General features: G+C 62.9%; 15 protein-coding genes and 1 tRNA gene. 11 read left to right on the forward strand and 5 right to left on the reverse strand.

Translation table 11 applies throughout. From position 1 onward, the window contains the following. Nucleotides 1-114: 114 nt before the first annotated feature. The 7 genes from AV929_RS17580 (at nt 115) to AV929_RS17610 (ending at nt 6,204) form a co-directional block, all read left to right on the forward strand. Nucleotides 115-1,047 (forward strand): ABC transporter ATP-binding protein, encoded by a 933-nt coding sequence (locus AV929_RS17580; RefSeq protein ID WP_014041049.1) that lies wholly within the window; start codon nt 115-117, stop codon nt 1,045-1,047. A 36-nt stretch (nt 1,048-1,083) separates the two neighbouring features. Beyond that, a complete protein-coding gene (sufB, locus tag AV929_RS17585; protein WP_064288868.1) occupies nt 1,084-2,514 on the forward strand; it encodes a Fe-S cluster assembly protein SufB in 1,431 nt (476 codons plus the stop codon). A 2-nt stretch (nt 2,515-2,516) separates the two neighbouring features. Next, nucleotides 2,517-3,728, forward strand: coding sequence for a Fe-S cluster assembly protein SufD (gene sufD / locus AV929_RS17590; protein ID WP_050036930.1), 1,212 nt, complete (start codon nt 2,517-2,519; stop codon nt 3,726-3,728). A 342-nt stretch (nt 3,729-4,070) separates the two neighbouring features. Beyond that, the gene (locus tag AV929_RS17595; RefSeq protein WP_008312442.1) at nt 4,071-4,553 is read left to right on the forward strand and encodes a hypothetical protein; all 483 of its coding nucleotides are present in this window, start codon (nt 4,071-4,073) and stop codon (nt 4,551-4,553) included. Next, entirely contained in the window at nt 4,550-4,984 is a 435-nt protein-coding gene (locus AV929_RS17600; protein ID WP_014041045.1) for a metal-dependent transcriptional regulator, read from the forward strand. The genes AV929_RS17595 and AV929_RS17600 overlap by 4 nt, the downstream gene beginning before the upstream one ends. A gap of 135 nt (nt 4,985-5,119) precedes the next feature. Beyond that, nucleotides 5,120-5,192 (forward strand) — tRNA-Gln (locus AV929_RS17605). 283 nt (nt 5,193-5,475) lie between these two features. After that, complete coding sequence (locus AV929_RS17610) at nt 5,476-6,204, forward strand: GNAT family N-acetyltransferase (RefSeq protein WP_014041044.1); 729 nt, start codon at nt 5,476-5,478, stop codon at nt 6,202-6,204. On the opposite strand, the gene AV929_RS17615 is transcribed toward AV929_RS17610, so the two are convergent. Continuing rightward, nucleotides 6,205-6,402 (reverse strand): hypothetical protein, encoded by a 198-nt coding sequence (locus AV929_RS17615; RefSeq protein ID WP_008312456.1) that lies wholly within the window; start codon nt 6,400-6,402, stop codon nt 6,205-6,207. It abuts the gene before it with no gap. A 287-nt stretch (nt 6,403-6,689) separates the two neighbouring features. Here AV929_RS17615 and AV929_RS17620 point away from each other — a divergent pair, with 287 nt between their 5' ends. After that, the gene (locus AV929_RS17620; protein WP_064288869.1) at nt 6,690-7,406 is read left to right on the forward strand and encodes an HD domain-containing protein; all 717 of its coding nucleotides are present in this window, start codon (nt 6,690-6,692) and stop codon (nt 7,404-7,406) included. Here the strand turns inward: AV929_RS17620 and AV929_RS17625 are convergent. From AV929_RS17625 to AV929_RS17635, 3 genes are all read right to left on the reverse strand, one after another. Continuing rightward, the gene (locus AV929_RS17625) at nt 7,401-8,099 is read right to left on the reverse strand and encodes a LysE family translocator (RefSeq protein WP_014041043.1); all 699 of its coding nucleotides are present in this window, start codon (nt 8,097-8,099) and stop codon (nt 7,401-7,403) included. The two genes, AV929_RS17620 and AV929_RS17625, sit on opposite strands and share 6 nt — an antisense overlap. A gap of 37 nt (nt 8,100-8,136) precedes the next feature. Then, nucleotides 8,137-9,027: a coiled-coil protein gene (locus AV929_RS17630; RefSeq protein WP_014041042.1), complete on the reverse strand. Its 891-nt coding sequence runs from the start codon at nt 9,025-9,027 to the stop codon at nt 8,137-8,139. Between the two features lie 265 nt (nt 9,028-9,292). Next, a complete protein-coding gene (locus AV929_RS17635; protein ID WP_064288870.1) occupies nt 9,293-11,137 on the reverse strand; it encodes a hydrolase in 1,845 nt (614 codons plus the stop codon). Nucleotides 11,138-11,245: 108 nt separating this feature from the next. Between AV929_RS17635 and AV929_RS22470 the strand changes: the two genes are divergently transcribed. Both AV929_RS22470 and AV929_RS17640 read left to right on the forward strand, forming a co-directional pair. Further along, nucleotides 11,246-11,419 (forward strand): hypothetical protein, encoded by a 174-nt coding sequence (locus tag AV929_RS22470; protein WP_014041040.1) that lies wholly within the window; start codon nt 11,246-11,248, stop codon nt 11,417-11,419. A 26-nt stretch (nt 11,420-11,445) separates the two neighbouring features. Beyond that, nucleotides 11,446-11,877, forward strand: coding sequence for a DUF371 domain-containing protein (locus AV929_RS17640; protein ID WP_064288871.1), 432 nt, complete (start codon nt 11,446-11,448; stop codon nt 11,875-11,877). Nucleotides 11,878-11,950: 73 nt separating this feature from the next. On the opposite strand, the gene thsA is transcribed toward AV929_RS17640, so the two are convergent. Continuing rightward, the gene (gene thsA / locus AV929_RS17645; RefSeq protein WP_014041038.1) at nt 11,951-13,510 is read right to left on the reverse strand and encodes a thermosome subunit alpha; all 1,560 of its coding nucleotides are present in this window, start codon (nt 13,508-13,510) and stop codon (nt 11,951-11,953) included. A 175-nt stretch (nt 13,511-13,685) separates the two neighbouring features. On the opposite strand from thsA, the gene AV929_RS17650 reads away from it, so the two are divergent. Continuing rightward, entirely contained in the window at nt 13,686-14,495 is an 810-nt protein-coding gene (locus AV929_RS17650; protein WP_014041037.1) for an amidohydrolase family protein, read from the forward strand. Nucleotides 14,496-14,515: the final 20 nt, after the last annotated feature.

Here is a 14,515-nt window from a genome sequence, read left to right on the forward strand (position 1 = left end):
CGGGCAATTACCTCTACGGGAAATATTGTTTCCATATGCAGAAGTTGAGTTCACAGCAATGCGAAAGCTTCATGGGTGAAACGTACCTTCTTTCGGTTGACCTAAGAGATACCTATGGCTAAACTCGAAATCAACAATCTCCACGCAGAAGTCGCAGAAGAGGACGGTGAGACGATTCTCCGCGGTGTCGACCTCGAAGTCGAGTCCGGTGAGATCCACGCGCTGATGGGTCCCAACGGCTCGGGGAAGTCGACGACGGCGAAGATCATCGCCGGCCACCCCGCCTACGAGGTAACCGACGGGGAAGTGCTCATCCACCTCGACGAGAACGAGTTCGGTGACGAGGCAATCCCGGAGGACCTCCGCACCTGGAACCTGCTCGACCTCGAACCGAACGAGCGCGCCGCGCTCGGCATCTTCCTCGGCTTCCAGTACCCGGCCGAGATCGAGGGCGTCACGATGGTGAACTTCCTCCGCACCGCGCTCAACGCCAAGCTCGAAGAGCGCGAGGAACTCTTCGAGGATGACGACGAAGAAGCGGAAGCCGACGCAGAGGGCGGCGACACCAACGAGGACGCCGCCGGCTACGACACCTCCCCGATGGAAGGCAACGTCGAAGAGGGCGAAATCGGCGTCGCCGAGTTCCAGGAGATCCTCCAGGAGAAGATGGAGCAGCTAGATATGGACGAGAAGTTCGCGTCCCGGTATCTCAACGCCGGCTTCTCGGGCGGCGAGAAGAAGCAAAACGAAGTCCTTCAGGCCGCAATCCTCGAGCCCTCCGTTGCCGTGCTCGACGAGATCGACTCCGGGCTGGACATCGACCGACTGCAGGACGTCTCCAACGGCATCAACGCGCTCCGTGACGAGCAGGGCGCGGGCATCCTCCAGATCACCCACTACCAGCGCATTCTCGACTACGTCGAACCCGACCACGTCCACGTAATGCTCGACGGCCAGATCGCCACCTCCGGCGGTGCCGAACTCGCCGAAAAGCTCGAAGACGAAGGGTACGACTGGGTCCGAGAGGAAGCCTACGAGGCCGCGTAACGCCCTTCCGTACACAGCGATAACATTACACACACTATGAGTTCAGATCAAGACCACCTCAAAGAGACCGACACCGAGAAGCGCTTCGAGTTCAAGAAAGAGGAGAAGTCCGCCTTCGAAGCCGAGAAGGGCCTCACGGAGGAGACCATCCGGGTCATCTCCGAAGACAAGGACGAGCCCGAATGGATGCTCGAACGCCGCCTTCGCGCACTCGAGCAGTACCAGGAAATGCCGATGCCGACCGGCTGGCCGGGCGCACCCGACCTCTCCGAGGTCGACGTCGACGAGATCGTCCCGTACATTCGCCCCGACATCGAGACACGCGGCGGCGTCGACGACTGGAACGATCTCCCCGAAGAGATTCAGGACACCTTCGACAAACTGGGCATCCCGGAAGCCGAGAAGAACGCCCTCTCGGGCGTCGGCGCGCAGTACGAGTCCGAGATCGTCTACCAGAACATGCAGGAGCGCTGGGAGGACAAGGGCGTCATCTTCTGTGACATGGACAAGGCCGTCCAGGAGCACGAAGACATCCTCAAAGAGTACTTCATGACCAAGGCCGTGCCGCCGAGCGACAACAAGTTCGCGGCGCTGCACGGTGCCATCTGGTCCGGCGGGTCGTTCGTCTACGTCCCCGAGGACACCACGGTCGACATGCCGGTCCAGGCGTACTTCCGCATGAACTCCGACGGCATGGGCCAGTTCGAGCACACGCTCATCATCGCCGAGGAGAACTCCGAGGTCCACTACATCGAGGGCTGTTCCGCCCCGAAGTACTCCGAGTTCAACCTCCACTCCGGCGGCGTCGAAGTGTTCGTCAAGGAGAACGCGCACGTCCAGTACTCGACGGTGCAGAACTGGTCGAAGAACACGTACAACCTCAACACCAAGCGCGCCATCTGCGAGGCCGACGGCACGATGGAGTGGGTCTCGGGCAGCATGGGCTCGAAGGCCACGATGCTGTACCCCTCCACCGTTCTCAAGGGTCCCGGCGCGACGGACAACCACATCACCATCGCCTTCGCCGGCGAGGGCCAGGACATCGACACGGGCGCGAAGGTCTACCACAACGCGCCTGATACGAAATCCACCATCGAGTCCAAGTCCATCAGCAAGGACGGCGGCCGCACGAACTACCGTGGCCTCGTCCACATCGCCGACGGAGCCGAGGACTCCTCGACCTCCGTCGAGTGTGACGCCCTGATGTTCGACAACGAGTCCACGTCGGACACGATGCCGTACATGGAGATCAAGGAGTCCAAAGTCGACGTCGCCCACGAGGCGACCGTCGGCAAGATCGGCGACGAGGACGTCTTCTACCTCCAGTCCCGCGGACTGGACGACGACGACGCGAAGCAGATGATCGTCGCCGGCTTCATCGAGCCGATCACGGAGGAACTGCCGATTGAGTACGCCGTTGAGCTGAACCGCCTCATTGAGCTTGAGATGGAGGGGTCGCTCGGATAACCATGAGTACGCAGGTACACGCCAATCTCACAGAGACCCAGGTGGAACAGATTTCAGACGACCTCGGCGAGCCCGAGTGGCTGCTCGAGACGCGAAAGGACGCGCTCGCAGCGCTCGAAGAGCTCGACATGCCGGACGTCATCCGGACGCCGGGTCGCACCTGGACGAACCTCGACGCGCTCGAATATGAGTCGCTGGTCGACCCGCTCGACTACGCCCAGGACAAGGACCGCGTCGACGCAGAGGGCGTCGAAGTGCTGTCCTGGAGCGAGGCGCTCGACGAGCACGCGGACCTCGTCAAGGAACACTTCGGCAGCGTTGTCGACCCGCAGCGGGACTACCTCACTGCGCTGTCGACGGCCCTGTTCTCGGCCGGGACAGTCGTCTACGTCCCCGAGGGCGTCGACGCCGAGGACGTGAAGATCCGGACAACGATGAACAGCCAGTCGCTGTTCAACTACACGCTCGTCCTCGCCGAGGAGTCCTCCTCGGTCACGATTCTGGAGCGCCAGCAGACGGGCGAGACGACCGACGCTGACCAGTACTACTCCGGTATCGTCGAGGTCGTCGCCGAGGAGAACGCCTACGTCCAGTACGGCGCGCTCCAGAACCTCTCGGAAGAGACCTACAACTTCCAGGTCAAGCGCGGCCACGCCGACACCTACGCCACGGTCAACTGGATCGACGGCAACATCGGCTCCCGCCTGACCAAGTCCAACGTCGAGACCCGACTGCTCGGCGACTCCTCGGAGTCCCAGATTCTCGGGGCCTTCTTCGGCCACGAGGACCAGCACTTCGACATCGCGTCGCGTGTCTGGCACGAGGCCGAACACACCATCGCCGACCTCGTCACCCGCGGCGTCCTCGACGACGACGCCCGTTCGGTGTACGAGGGCGTTCAGGACGTCGGTCGCGAGGCCTGGGACACGTCGTCGTACCAGCGTGAGAACACGCTCATGCTCTCTGACGACTCCGAGGCCGACGCGTCGCCGAAGCTCATCATCAACAACCACGACACCGAGGCCTCCCACTCCGCGACGGTCGGGCAGGTCGACGAAGAGGACATGTTCTACATGACCTCCCGCGGTGTCGACCCTGAGCGAGCGAAGAACATGCTCGTCGAAGGGTTCTACGTCCCCGTGCTCGAAGAAGTGCAGGTCGACGAACTCCGCGAGGACCTCGACCAGCTGATTTACGAGCGTCTTCGTGAGTAGCCGGTAGGCTACGAACGAAGTCTCGGGAGAGCTTTGCTCACCCGGTGTCTGCACGAGTAACGCGAGCACAGGCTCGCGGGAACTCTGTTCCCGCGGCGTCTTCGTGAATAGCCCGTAGGGCTGTAAACGCGGGCTCATCAGAGCGTTGCTTGATGTCGTCTACGCTCATTTCATTCGCGCCGGTATCGTGGCGGTCCGCCTGATACGAGTGCTCGGCAGGCGGAGATTGAGAACGTCCCCTACCGGAGTGAAACGCGGGCTCGACGACAGGGAACCGCTTAAGTCCGGGCCTCCCCGAACTACGTGTATGACTGCAGCACAGTGCCGAGTGGGGGTGTTGCCGTGAGTCTCACACAGCCGGTCGCATCCGACCATCAGCTCGCCCGGTTGCTACAGATCGGTATCGTCCTCGAAGAGGTCGTCGAGGCACGGTCGGCCAAGCATGCCGAGGAAACGAGCGGAGAGCACGAACAGGCGGTGCTCGACCTCCTCGCGCACGCCGAGACGGAGTCGGCCGAGCACCGCCGGCAACTGGAGGCGCTCATCGACGACCTCGAAGCGGACACCGTCCCGTTCGAGGAAATCGAGATGCTAGTCGAGGCCCAGTACGAGGCCGACAAGGACTTCGACGGCGTGCTGTACGACCAACTCTGTAACGAGGAGACGGCGTACAAGTTCTACGACGACCTCATCGAAGCCATCGAGGCGTCCGACGTGACATTCACCATCGACCGCGAGCGGCTGCTTGCCGTGCTGTCGGATATCCGCGAGGACGAAGCAGAGGGTGTCGAAGACGTGACCGACCTGATGGAGGACTATCAATGAACACGCAGGCCCAGTATCTGAAAGCGATCTATCTCACGCAACAGCAAGAAGACGGTCCGGCATCCACCGGCGACGTGGCCGACATGCTCGATGTCAGTCCGGCCAGCGCCAACGAGATGATCGGCAAACTCGAAAACCGAGGGCTGCTGAACCACGAGAAGTACAAGGGCGTCGACCTCACCGACGACGGCATCGCACAGGCTCGCGAGGCGCTCCAGAACTACTGCATCATCGAGCGGTTCCTCATCGAAGTGCTAGAGGTCGAGGAGTTCCAGGCCGAGGCAAAACAACTGGAGGGCGTCATCGACGAAACGGTCGCTGATCGCCTCGATACGATTATCGACCGCGAACCGCAGTGTCCGGACTGTTTCGACCCCGAGGGTGACGTCTGTGGCCTGCTCGAAGTCGAGGCCGAAGTCACCAGCGACTGACCGCCCGCTCTCGAAGCGTTCAAGTGCGTTCCGTCGATTACACCGAATACGGTTAGCTTGCTCACAGCGAGCGCAGTCCCGTGGCGGTGAGCAGAACCGGACGGTTCTGCGAGGTACGCGGGACGAGCGAAGCGAAGTCCCGTGGTGTAGTGGCCAATCATAAGGGCCTTTGGAGCCCTTGACGGCGGTTCGAATCCGCCCGGGACTACTTTTGTCGCGAGCAACACCGCGAGCGACAAATATGTTCAGCGGATTCAAAGCAGGGAGTGGAGCAACGCGGAGCGACCGCGGTTCGAATCCGCCCGAAGTACCCTACGACATGAGCACGAACAGCGCCCGCATTCCTGTCCGACGCGCAAGCGAGTGGACAGGATAGCTACAGGCCGGTCGAGGTCACAATTCGCGGTGTCCTCGCATGAATAGCCCAACGGGTGTCACAAATTCTGACACTGAACTGTAGATTTATGATGTTCCGTGCCAACTAGTGGCATATGAAAATCAGGGAGGCAGTGCCGTCGGATCGGCCGGCTATCCGTGACGTGGCGCGTCGCTCACTAGAGGCGTCGTATTCGCTGGGGCCGAAGGCGATTACGAGCGCTATCGAGGAGTGGTACGACGAAGCGCGCATCGAGGAAGTGCTGGACGACGATAGTAATCGGTTGATTCTCGTCGGTGAGCAGGACGGGCAGGTGGTCGGCCTCTCCGAGAGCGTCCTGTCGGGCGACAGTATCGGGACGATTCTCTGGCTGCACGTCGACCCGGCATACCGCGGCGAGGGGATTGGGTCAGCGTTGTTCGACGAGACCCACGGGGAACTCCATGACCGGGGTGCCGAGACACTCCAGGGGCGCGTGCTGGCCGACAACGTCGAGGGCAACAGCTTCTACGAGGACCGCGGCTTCGAACGCGCCGGCACGGGTGAAGTCGACATCGCCGGACGAACCTACGTCGAGAACCTCTACACCGACGCCGACGAACTCGGTCGCGAACCCGTAACTGACGACGGTCGGACGGTCTACGTCGACCACAACAACCACGAGTCAGGGTCGATGGCGCCGTTCCATGTGGTCCACGTCACAGAGGAGGGCAGCGACCGCTACGGCTACTACTGCAGTAACTGCGAGACGCTGGCGAACGCGATGGACTCGATGGGGCGCATCGAATGTGACAACTGCGGGAACGTTCGCAAGCCGATGCGCTGGGACGCCGCCTACCTGTAATTACGGGGGCGACTGGTCTCCCGAGCGCTGTGACGATTCCTGCCTGTTCGCCGGGACCAGTATCAGCTTGTAGTACAGTCCGAACAGACACAGGGCGATACCGACGCCGACGAGTACGTCAGTCACTGCGTGTTCGTTTATCGCGTGGGTAACGATCGACACATCGCCGACGGGCGTGTGGAGTGGCTGGAGAGGCATATGTACTGATTTATCTATTAGCTGTAAAAAGCCGGACTAATGTTCTCAGCCGTTGAGAACCAGTCGTCGGCAGTCACCCGACAGCGACCCAACTCGACACGGAGTCGGGGCCAGGGATGGTGGCTGTCCGGCGTCCGGACAACCGCTCCGAAGGCCGGTTCTGTGACGCTGTTTGCAGACAGAAATACCGGGTGTGGCAGCCGTTCTCCCTGTCGTAACGCTAAAGAGTCGAACGTACGTCTATATGTGTAAGATGACTATCGAAATCCGTCTCCGGAGGTGGTGCTGTGGGCGTCGAGATTAGGGAGTCACCTGTCTCAGCCGACGCGTTCGAGGATATGAAGGAGTTCGTCCACGACTACCTTGCGGCGAGCGTCGAAAACGAAGAAGAGGGCGGCCGCATGCGCTGGTACCCGTGGCACTCCGCGGAATACCGCTTCAACCACATCCTCAACGTCGTCGACATCGCGACAAAAATCGCCCGCAAGGAAGGGGCGAACGTGGACGTGACTCGCGTGGCAGCGTTGTTTCACGACATCGCGAAACTGGAAGCCGAGCAGGACCTCCACGCGGAAGCCGGCGCTCGGATCGCACGCGAGTACCTGAAGGCACACGGTGACTACCCCGAATCGTTTATCGAACAGGTCTGCTCCGCCGTCGATGCCCACTCGTATCAGGGGCCGCTGGACGACCTACCCCTGGAAGTACAGTGTCTCATCGAGGCGGACATTCTGGATAAGGTGGGCGCGAACGGGACCGCCCTGATGCTGTTGCGGATGGGCTATGAGTCCCGGACGCACATGGACGCGGCCGAGATGGTCGACCGGGTCATCGAGCGCGGCGAGGATGCCCGCGAGCGTGTTCAGAGCGACACCGCTGAGTCCATCGTCCACCAGCGGCTCAAGCGGACCCGCTGGTTCCAGGAGTGGCTGACGATGGAGGTCGCCGAAATGGCCGTCGAAGAAGACCTCGATGACGTGGCGACCGGGATGGGCGACTCATAGCGCTCGCAGCAGGAACAGGACGCCGGTCCCGGCGAGAACAGCAGCGCTGACCCACGCGATTAGCGGTGCGAGCCGCTCGATACGCGTTCTCGCGGCGACAATCGCCGCCGGAAACCCCGTGATCCAGAGGCCGATACCGCCGAAAAACCCACCCAGCAGCACCGGATGTCCGGTCTGGACGGTTAGCGCATCAGTCCCGACCGCAGGCACGTACGACGCCACGTCGACCACACCGGGTTCGAGGAGGCCGACGCCGACGGTGAGCCAGAAGGCGACCTGATAGGGGTTGGTCAGCGCCAGCACGAGTGCCTTGCGAAAGCCGCGACTGTCCCCAGACGTGACCGACGAGTCCCCCTCGGTAACTGTTGTATTCGCTTCTTTGACTGCACCGTAGGCGAACCAGAGCATCAGGAGCCCGCCGGCCCCGACCATCACGCGCCGAACGCCTGGCGTCTCGGTGATGACTGTCGCAGCGCCGAGCACGGCGAGCACGAGGAAACAGGCGTCAGCGGTCATCGCGCCGAGGCCGGCGAAAAAGCCGGCCCGCCAGCCCCGCAGTGCGCTCTCCTCAGCAATGACGGCGTTCATCGGACCCGGTGGCGCGGCGAGTGCGAGGCCGAACAGGACTCCACCGAGAGCTGTCGGGACGAGCGAGAGCGCGCCGAGCTGGAGCAGGCCGAGTGAGTGATGCATCTACAATCGGTGAAAACAGAGAGAAAATCCTACAGACTTACAGCTTGCCGGCCTTCTGGAGCTTCATCAGGTCCTCGGTGTCGAGGGTCTCGCCCTCCTTGAACTTCTGATAAATCTCCTCGGCTTCCTCGCGCGCGGCTTCCTGCTTCTCCTCGCGCTGGGAGCGCTCCTGCTCCTCTTCCTTCTTGTCGAGTTCGCGCAGGCGCTTCTGGACGCGGACGAAGTCTTCGTGGTGCTGGTCGGCCGCTTCCTGCGCTTCGACGAACTCCTCGTGCTTCTCGTCGGCCTCGTCACGGATCTCGTCGGCCTCGCGGTAGGCCTCGATCATCTCGTTGTGGTGCTTCTGGGCCTCGTCGGCCAGTTCCGTGACCTTCTGGTGGTGCTTTGAGGCTTCCGAGCGGACCTCTTCCGCTTCCTCTTTGAGCTCTTCGAGGTCGCCGCCCTGGTCGAGCTTCTCCTGTTTCTCCTGGAGCTTCTCGCGCTTGGTCTCGATCTTCTCGATGAGCTCCTTCTCGTCCTCCGAGGAGAGCACTTCGGTCTGTTGCTTGAACTCGAGGTCTTCGATCTCCTCTTTGAGTTGTTCGACCGACGTGCCCTCGTCGAGTTCGAGGTCGTTTTTCAGGTTGTCGACCTTGTCGAACAGCTCGTTTGCTTCCGCATTGAGCTCGTTGCGCTGGTCCTTGTGCTCCTGGACCTGCTCGTTGAGCTCGTCGCGCTTCTCGCGGTGTTCCTGGGCCTCATCGACCTTCTCGCGAGTCTTCGCGTTCAGGTCGTCACGGGCGGAGGCCCGCTCGGACGCCATCTGGTTCAGCTCGTTCCGTCGGTCGCGGAGCTGGCCGGCGAGTTTGATGAGCTCGCCTTTCGATTTGTTTTCGAGATCCTCTTCGGTTACTGTAACGTTCTTTGATTCGTCTATCGAGTCTGCCATTGTTGAATCCTCTATGCCATCACCGCTTCAGCACAGACAGTCGGCCCACTACTGAGGGGCTGACACCAATAACAAGGGTTCCCTCTCATGTTGGGCTGAAAGCGATACTGCCTGAACGCGGAAGCGTTCTGGTGTCTACGAATAGAGGTGGATATTGTTTAAACATTCCGGTGCACTGAATACCGCGTCAACGTCTCACACGCCCTATTTCGGGGGCGAGACGGTCACTATCGTCTGTGGTTCCCTTGTATATCACGGGCATATATCACTCGCTAATACGGTACTCGTTCTTGACGACAGTCTGGCCGTCGGTGGCGGCGAGCGTCACGTCGTCACCGGCTGAAAGAGTAAGCGTGTCGACGGTGACGCGGGCGAACGGACCGACAGTGTGTTCGGCCTGTTCGCGGTCCCCGTTGCAGTCCCATTCCACGGTGAGGTCCGCTTTTTCTGGACGGTCGTGGAGGACGACGACATCCCGCTCGCCGGGCGCTGGGTCCGAGAGTATCACCTGCGTGGGCTCGTAACAGTCGGCAAGAACACTGAACGCCGTCTTCTCGGTGCCATCCGTGGTGAGCAGACCCATACCGGCGTCACCGACATCTCGGAGGCTATCCACGATCATGAGTGGCGTGGCGCGGCGCCGGAGCGACTCGGCAACCTCGCGGACGACGCTGGCCTGATACGCCTGTGACGCGTCGAGGCCGCCGTCGACGTGTCGGTCGTGGCAGGCGCGATCGAACCCGGGACTGTCGCCCGGGTCCGGCCGCCCAAGCGCACCGGCACCAAAACCGGCGACGACATCGCCAACGCCGAACGTGGAACAGAGCCACGGGAGGTCGGCCGTGTCGGCATACTGCCACCCCGGGTACAGCGTGGCCGCGTCGGGACCGATTCCGGGCGGACCGACCACCGGAAACGTCGGAACGGCGTCGACGCTCCCGGCCACTGACTTGGCGTCCGTGCTGTCGTAGCCGGCTCGCCAAGCGCGCCATCGGACGCGAAGTCTGTCGAGGAACCCAGAGCCCAGCCCGTCAGCGTACGGAGATACTGGCTCGTCGTGAACACCGACCGCCGCGAAACTGGGATGCTGTGCGTAGGTCGTATCGAGCCGCGTTGCGAGGGCAATTCCTCGTTCGCGGTCGAATGAACCAGGGCCCGACAGCGGGAGGTCCTGCCAGAGCAGGACGCCGTGGTCGTCACAGGCGCGGGCCACTTCGGGCGGCGTTCCCTGTGCCCGAATCCGAACCAGATTTGCATTGGCGTCGACAGCCCGTGCGACATCTTCAACAGTTGGGTCCAGCAGCGTTACGCCGCGAACGGGCACGGCCTCGCCGTTGACCCGCAGGCCGTCGTCGTAGGAGACGGTGCGCAGTCCCGTCGTCACCGAGTGCTCGTCGTCGCCGAGCTTCGCCCTGAGAACGTAGCGGGACTGCGCGCCGCGGTCGTGGGGCCACCACAGTGACGGGTCGCGCACGTCCATCGTGTAGGCCACCGTTGTCCGCTCGTCACTGGTCGAGACGCGGGCCCGATCCATCATTCCGCCGCCACGCACGTCGCCTTCCGGCCGCAGAGAGAGGGTTATCCGGTCGTCGAGGGGCTCTTCGGTCAGGACGGTCGCCGACACCTCGACCGTCGCGTCGGACACGTCTTCTTCCGACACCTGTGGCTGGACTGAAAGCTCGCTCACGCAGGGGTCCGGTCTGGTTTCGATGCTCGCATCCCACCAGATGCCCGGGACGCAGCGCTCCGGCGGAAGCTGGTCGGTCGCGTGCAGGCCGCCAAAGCGGTCCTCTGGCGTGCGACACTCCACGACGATCCTGTACTCCTCGCTCTCGGGGAGGCGAATCCGGAGCGGTTCGAAGTAGGCATCGTGGCTGCTGAGTAAATCGCCGTTGCACCACACGCGTGTGTGCGCGTATGTTCCGTTCAGTACGAGCAGGGCGTGTGCGTCGCTCTCGTCCCGCGGGTCCGAGAACGTCGTTTCGTAGGCCACGGCCTCGGCGCCGGCGAACTGTTCTGGCCGGCCGGGTACCGACACCGGTTCCCACGCCTCCGGGGACGGCATCTCGTCGTCCGGCGCAACCGCCGCGCCGCGCCACTCCAGCGACATACCTTGTGGCCCGTTCCGCGGGGGCATATCCTTTGCCCCACGGCTTCACTTTCACTTTCACTACGGGGATGGCTCGCCTTGACATAGGTAGCCATCTACTATCCAGATATGCTCACCGAACTACACGAGGCGGCGACACCGACCTGCGAGGCCCAGCACTGCGAGCGCCCGCTCGGCGAGCCAGCGCTGGTGTTCGAGACCGAGGCCGGCCGCCGCGAGGCCCACGAGTGCGCCTGCGGTGCGGTGACGGTTACCGTCGTCAGGTCGGAGTCGTCCCGCTGAAGTACGCCCGGCAGTGACCGGGAGGTATGACACTCGAGGAAGTGGTCCGTGCACAGGGCCACGAGAACGTCTCCGGCGAGCACGCCAGCACGCTGGAAGTGACGAGCGACGACTTTCTGACTCCTGCAGGTGACTGCATCCTCGCTATCGAAGCCGACCGTGTTCCTGCCGACTTCGACAGCGAGTTCGTAACGGCCTGCCAAGACGCCGACGCGACGATTACAGCGACTATCGAAGCCGGCGAGCAGACCGTTACTGTGACCGGAACCGGCCATCCGGACCTCTCCTTCGAGAACGACCGGAGCCACGTCCTGCGGACGAGCGACTACGTCGATGACCGGACCGTGATGGTGAACGCCGACGCGGCAGCCGGCGACGTGGACCGGGACCTCGTCGAAGTGCTCGCTGACGGGGCCGATGCGACGCTGACGCTTTCTGTCGAGCCCAGCGGCGACTGAGCGGTGGTTTCTACAGCGGTCGCGCCGCTCTCTGGCGCGGTCAAAAGAAAACAGGTTTGACGTCTAAACCAGCTTAGCTCGACGAAATAACGTCGTCGATGCGGACGATCATCGTCGCCGCCTCGGTGGCGGAGTCGACCGCTTCGCGCTTGACAGCGGCGGGGTCGAGGATGCCGTAGTCGACGGGGTCACCGACGACGCCGGTCTGGCCTTCGCTGATGATGCCGGCGATGCCCTCGCTCTCGTGTTCGGCACGGAGGTCGACGAGCGCGTCGATTGCGTCGAGGCCCGTGTTCTCCGCGAGCGTGCGGGGCAGCACGTCGACGGCGTCGGCGAACGCTTCGACGGCGAGCTGCTTGCGGCCCTCGATGGACGCCGCTTCGGAGCGGATGTGGTCGGCGATGGCGATCTCGGTTGCGCCTGCGCCGGGGACCACACCGCCGGCGTCGAGCGCGGCGATGACGGTGTCGAGCGCGTCGTTGAGCGCACGTTCGAGTTCGTCGACGACGTGTTCGGTGGAGCCGCGAGCGATGACCGTGACGGACTCGGCGGTCGCACCGCCGGTGATGAACGTCACGTCGTCGTCGCCCTGCTTCTCGACGTCGACGCTGTCGGCGTGGCCGAGCGAGTCCTCGTCGAGGGCTTCCAGCGAGCCGACGCGCTTCGCGCCGGTGGCCTCGACGATGTCCTTGGCGGTCGAGGAGCCGATGCTGTCGGCGACGAAGACGCCTTCCTTGGCGAGCTGGGAGGCGACGCGGTCGGCGACGTCTTCGGTGACGAAGGCCACGTCAGCGCCGCTTTCGACGACTTCCTCGGCGTAGCCGCTGAGTTCCTGCTCCTCGGCGTCGAGCGCGGCGTTGAGCTGGTCGACGCTGGAGACGTTGTACTCGGCGTCGATGTTGCTCTCGCGGACGTCGAGTTCGGTGTCGATGACCGCGATGGACGCGTCCTCGACCGAGGTCGGCATGTTGTCGTGGACGGCCGTCTCGTCGACGATGACGCCCTCGACGAGCTTGGTCGCGGAGGAAGCCGCACCCGTCTGGGTGTGGACTTCGATGTTGTCCCGGCGGACGCCGTTGTCGCTCTTGGCGTGGCGGACGGCGTCGACGACGACTTCGGCGAGTTTCTCGGCCTCGACGTCACCGGTGCCCTTACCGGTCATCGAGGACTCGGCGACTTCGACGAGTGTCTCGTCGTCGAGGTCGACGTCGAGGACGAGCTCGTTGATAGCGTCCTGTGCGAGTTCGGCCGCGGCGGAGTACCCCTCGACGATTGTTGTCGGGTGGACGTCGTCGTCGAGCAGGTCCTCGCCTTTCGTCAGCAGTTCCCCGGCCAGCACGGACGCCGTCGTCGTGCCGTCGCCCACTTCGTCCTCCTGGGTCTGGGCGACTTCGACGATCATCTGGGCCGCGGGGTGTTCGATGTCCATCTCGGAGAGGATGGTCGCCCCGTCGTTGGTGATGACCACATCACCGTCGTCGGAGACGAGCATCTTGTCCATGCCGCGGGGACCGAGCGTGGTCCGTACGGACTCGCTTACGGCCTTTCCGGCGGAGATGTTCGATGACTGTGCGTCCTTCCCGTGTGTGCGCTGGGCGTCCTCATCAAGGATGAAAAGAGGCTGGCCGCCCATGCGTCGCTGGCCAGATGACATATGTGTTGAACCTCACTTAAGACAAGGCAAGCGGTTCTATATAAAACTTTCTAACGGCGTAGACCGCTCGTCGGGTGACAGCGCCGTGCTGTCCCTGTAATCCCGGCTGGACCTACACACCTTTTAATATGGGTGTATACACACCGTATAGTAGATGCTGGAGTTGGAGCACGGCTTTCGGGTGGTCGACGTGCACGCGCGACTGGAACCCGACGAGCAGCGCCGACCCCGAGACGGTATGGGTGACCCGGAGCAACTGGAACGGGAGATGCACCAGGCCGGTGTCGTCCGCTCCGTCGTCTTTCCCGGCGAGCGAGACGGCTCGTATCTGAAAGCGAACAACGCCGTCGCCCGGATGACTGTCGAGCGGCCGATGGTCGCCTTCGCCAGAGTCAACGGCGCTCGGGACCCGGGGACCGGTCCCGGGTCGACCCTCCGCAACCTCGCGAGCAGTCGCACGGAGGAACACACCTCGCCCGAGGACATCGAGCAGTACGCCTACGACGACCGGTTCTATGGCTTCAAGATCCATCCACCGACTGACGGACTACCCGACGAAGAAGTCCTCGCAGAACTGGCGTCCGTATCACTGCCCGTCATCGTCCACGGCGGCGAAGGGTTTCCGCCCGAAACTGTCGCCGAATCGCTGTTAGCGTACGATTTCCCGGTCATCCTTTCGCATTTCGGTGCCCACCCGCTCCGGCGGGACCTGATGGAACGAGCTATCGACCTGCTGGAGACCCACGACAATCTGTATCTCGACACCAGTGCGGTCCGCTACCGGCGGCCGATGGAGCGGGCGATTCTGGAACACCCTGACCGCGTTCTCTTCGGGAGCGGCGTCCCGAGCGTCCACCCGAACGTGGCCGTGATGGAGATTCTGACACTGGACGTTCCCGAAGACGCGATGCGAAAGGTGTTCTCGAACAATCCCAACCGCGTCATCGAGGCGCTGGCCCCCTGACCGCCGACAACTCCTATTCC

It is taken from the genome of Haloarcula sp. K1 (assembly GCF_001647155.1).
Lineage (GTDB): Archaea > Halobacteriota > Halobacteria > Halobacteriales > Haloarculaceae > Haloarcula > Haloarcula hispanica.

Excerpts from the sequence above, each read along its gene's own strand:
- AV929_RS17580 (WP_014041049.1), top strand. The coding sequence starts at position 115 with ATGGCTAAACTCGAAATCAACAATCTCCACGCAGAAGTCGCAGAAGAG.
- sufB (WP_064288868.1), top strand. The coding sequence starts at position 1,084 with ATGAGTTCAGATCAAGACCACCTCAAAGAGACCGACACCGAGAAGCGC.
- sufD (WP_050036930.1), top strand. The coding sequence starts at position 2,517 with ATGAGTACGCAGGTACACGCCAATCTCACAGAGACCCAGGTGGAACAG.
- AV929_RS17600 (WP_014041045.1), top strand. The coding sequence starts at position 4,550 with ATGAACACGCAGGCCCAGTATCTGAAAGCGATCTATCTCACGCAACAG.
- AV929_RS17610 (WP_014041044.1), top strand. The coding sequence starts at position 5,476 with ATGAAAATCAGGGAGGCAGTGCCGTCGGATCGGCCGGCTATCCGTGAC.
- AV929_RS17615 (WP_008312456.1), bottom strand. The coding sequence starts at position 6,402 with ATGCCTCTCCAGCCACTCCACACGCCCGTCGGCGATGTGTCGATCGTT.
- AV929_RS17625 (WP_014041043.1), bottom strand. The coding sequence starts at position 8,099 with ATGCATCACTCACTCGGCCTGCTCCAGCTCGGCGCGCTCTCGCTCGTC.
- AV929_RS17630 (WP_014041042.1), bottom strand. The coding sequence starts at position 9,027 with ATGGCAGACTCGATAGACGAATCAAAGAACGTTACAGTAACCGAAGAG.
- AV929_RS17635 (WP_064288870.1), bottom strand. The coding sequence starts at position 11,137 with ATGTCGCTGGAGTGGCGCGGCGCGGCGGTTGCGCCGGACGACGAGATG.
- AV929_RS22470 (WP_014041040.1), top strand. The coding sequence starts at position 11,246 with ATGCTCACCGAACTACACGAGGCGGCGACACCGACCTGCGAGGCCCAG.
- AV929_RS17640 (WP_064288871.1), top strand. The coding sequence starts at position 11,446 with ATGACACTCGAGGAAGTGGTCCGTGCACAGGGCCACGAGAACGTCTCC.
- thsA (WP_014041038.1), bottom strand. The coding sequence starts at position 13,510 with ATGGGCGGCCAGCCTCTTTTCATCCTTGATGAGGACGCCCAGCGCACA.
- AV929_RS17650 (WP_014041037.1), top strand. The coding sequence starts at position 13,686 with ATGCTGGAGTTGGAGCACGGCTTTCGGGTGGTCGACGTGCACGCGCGA.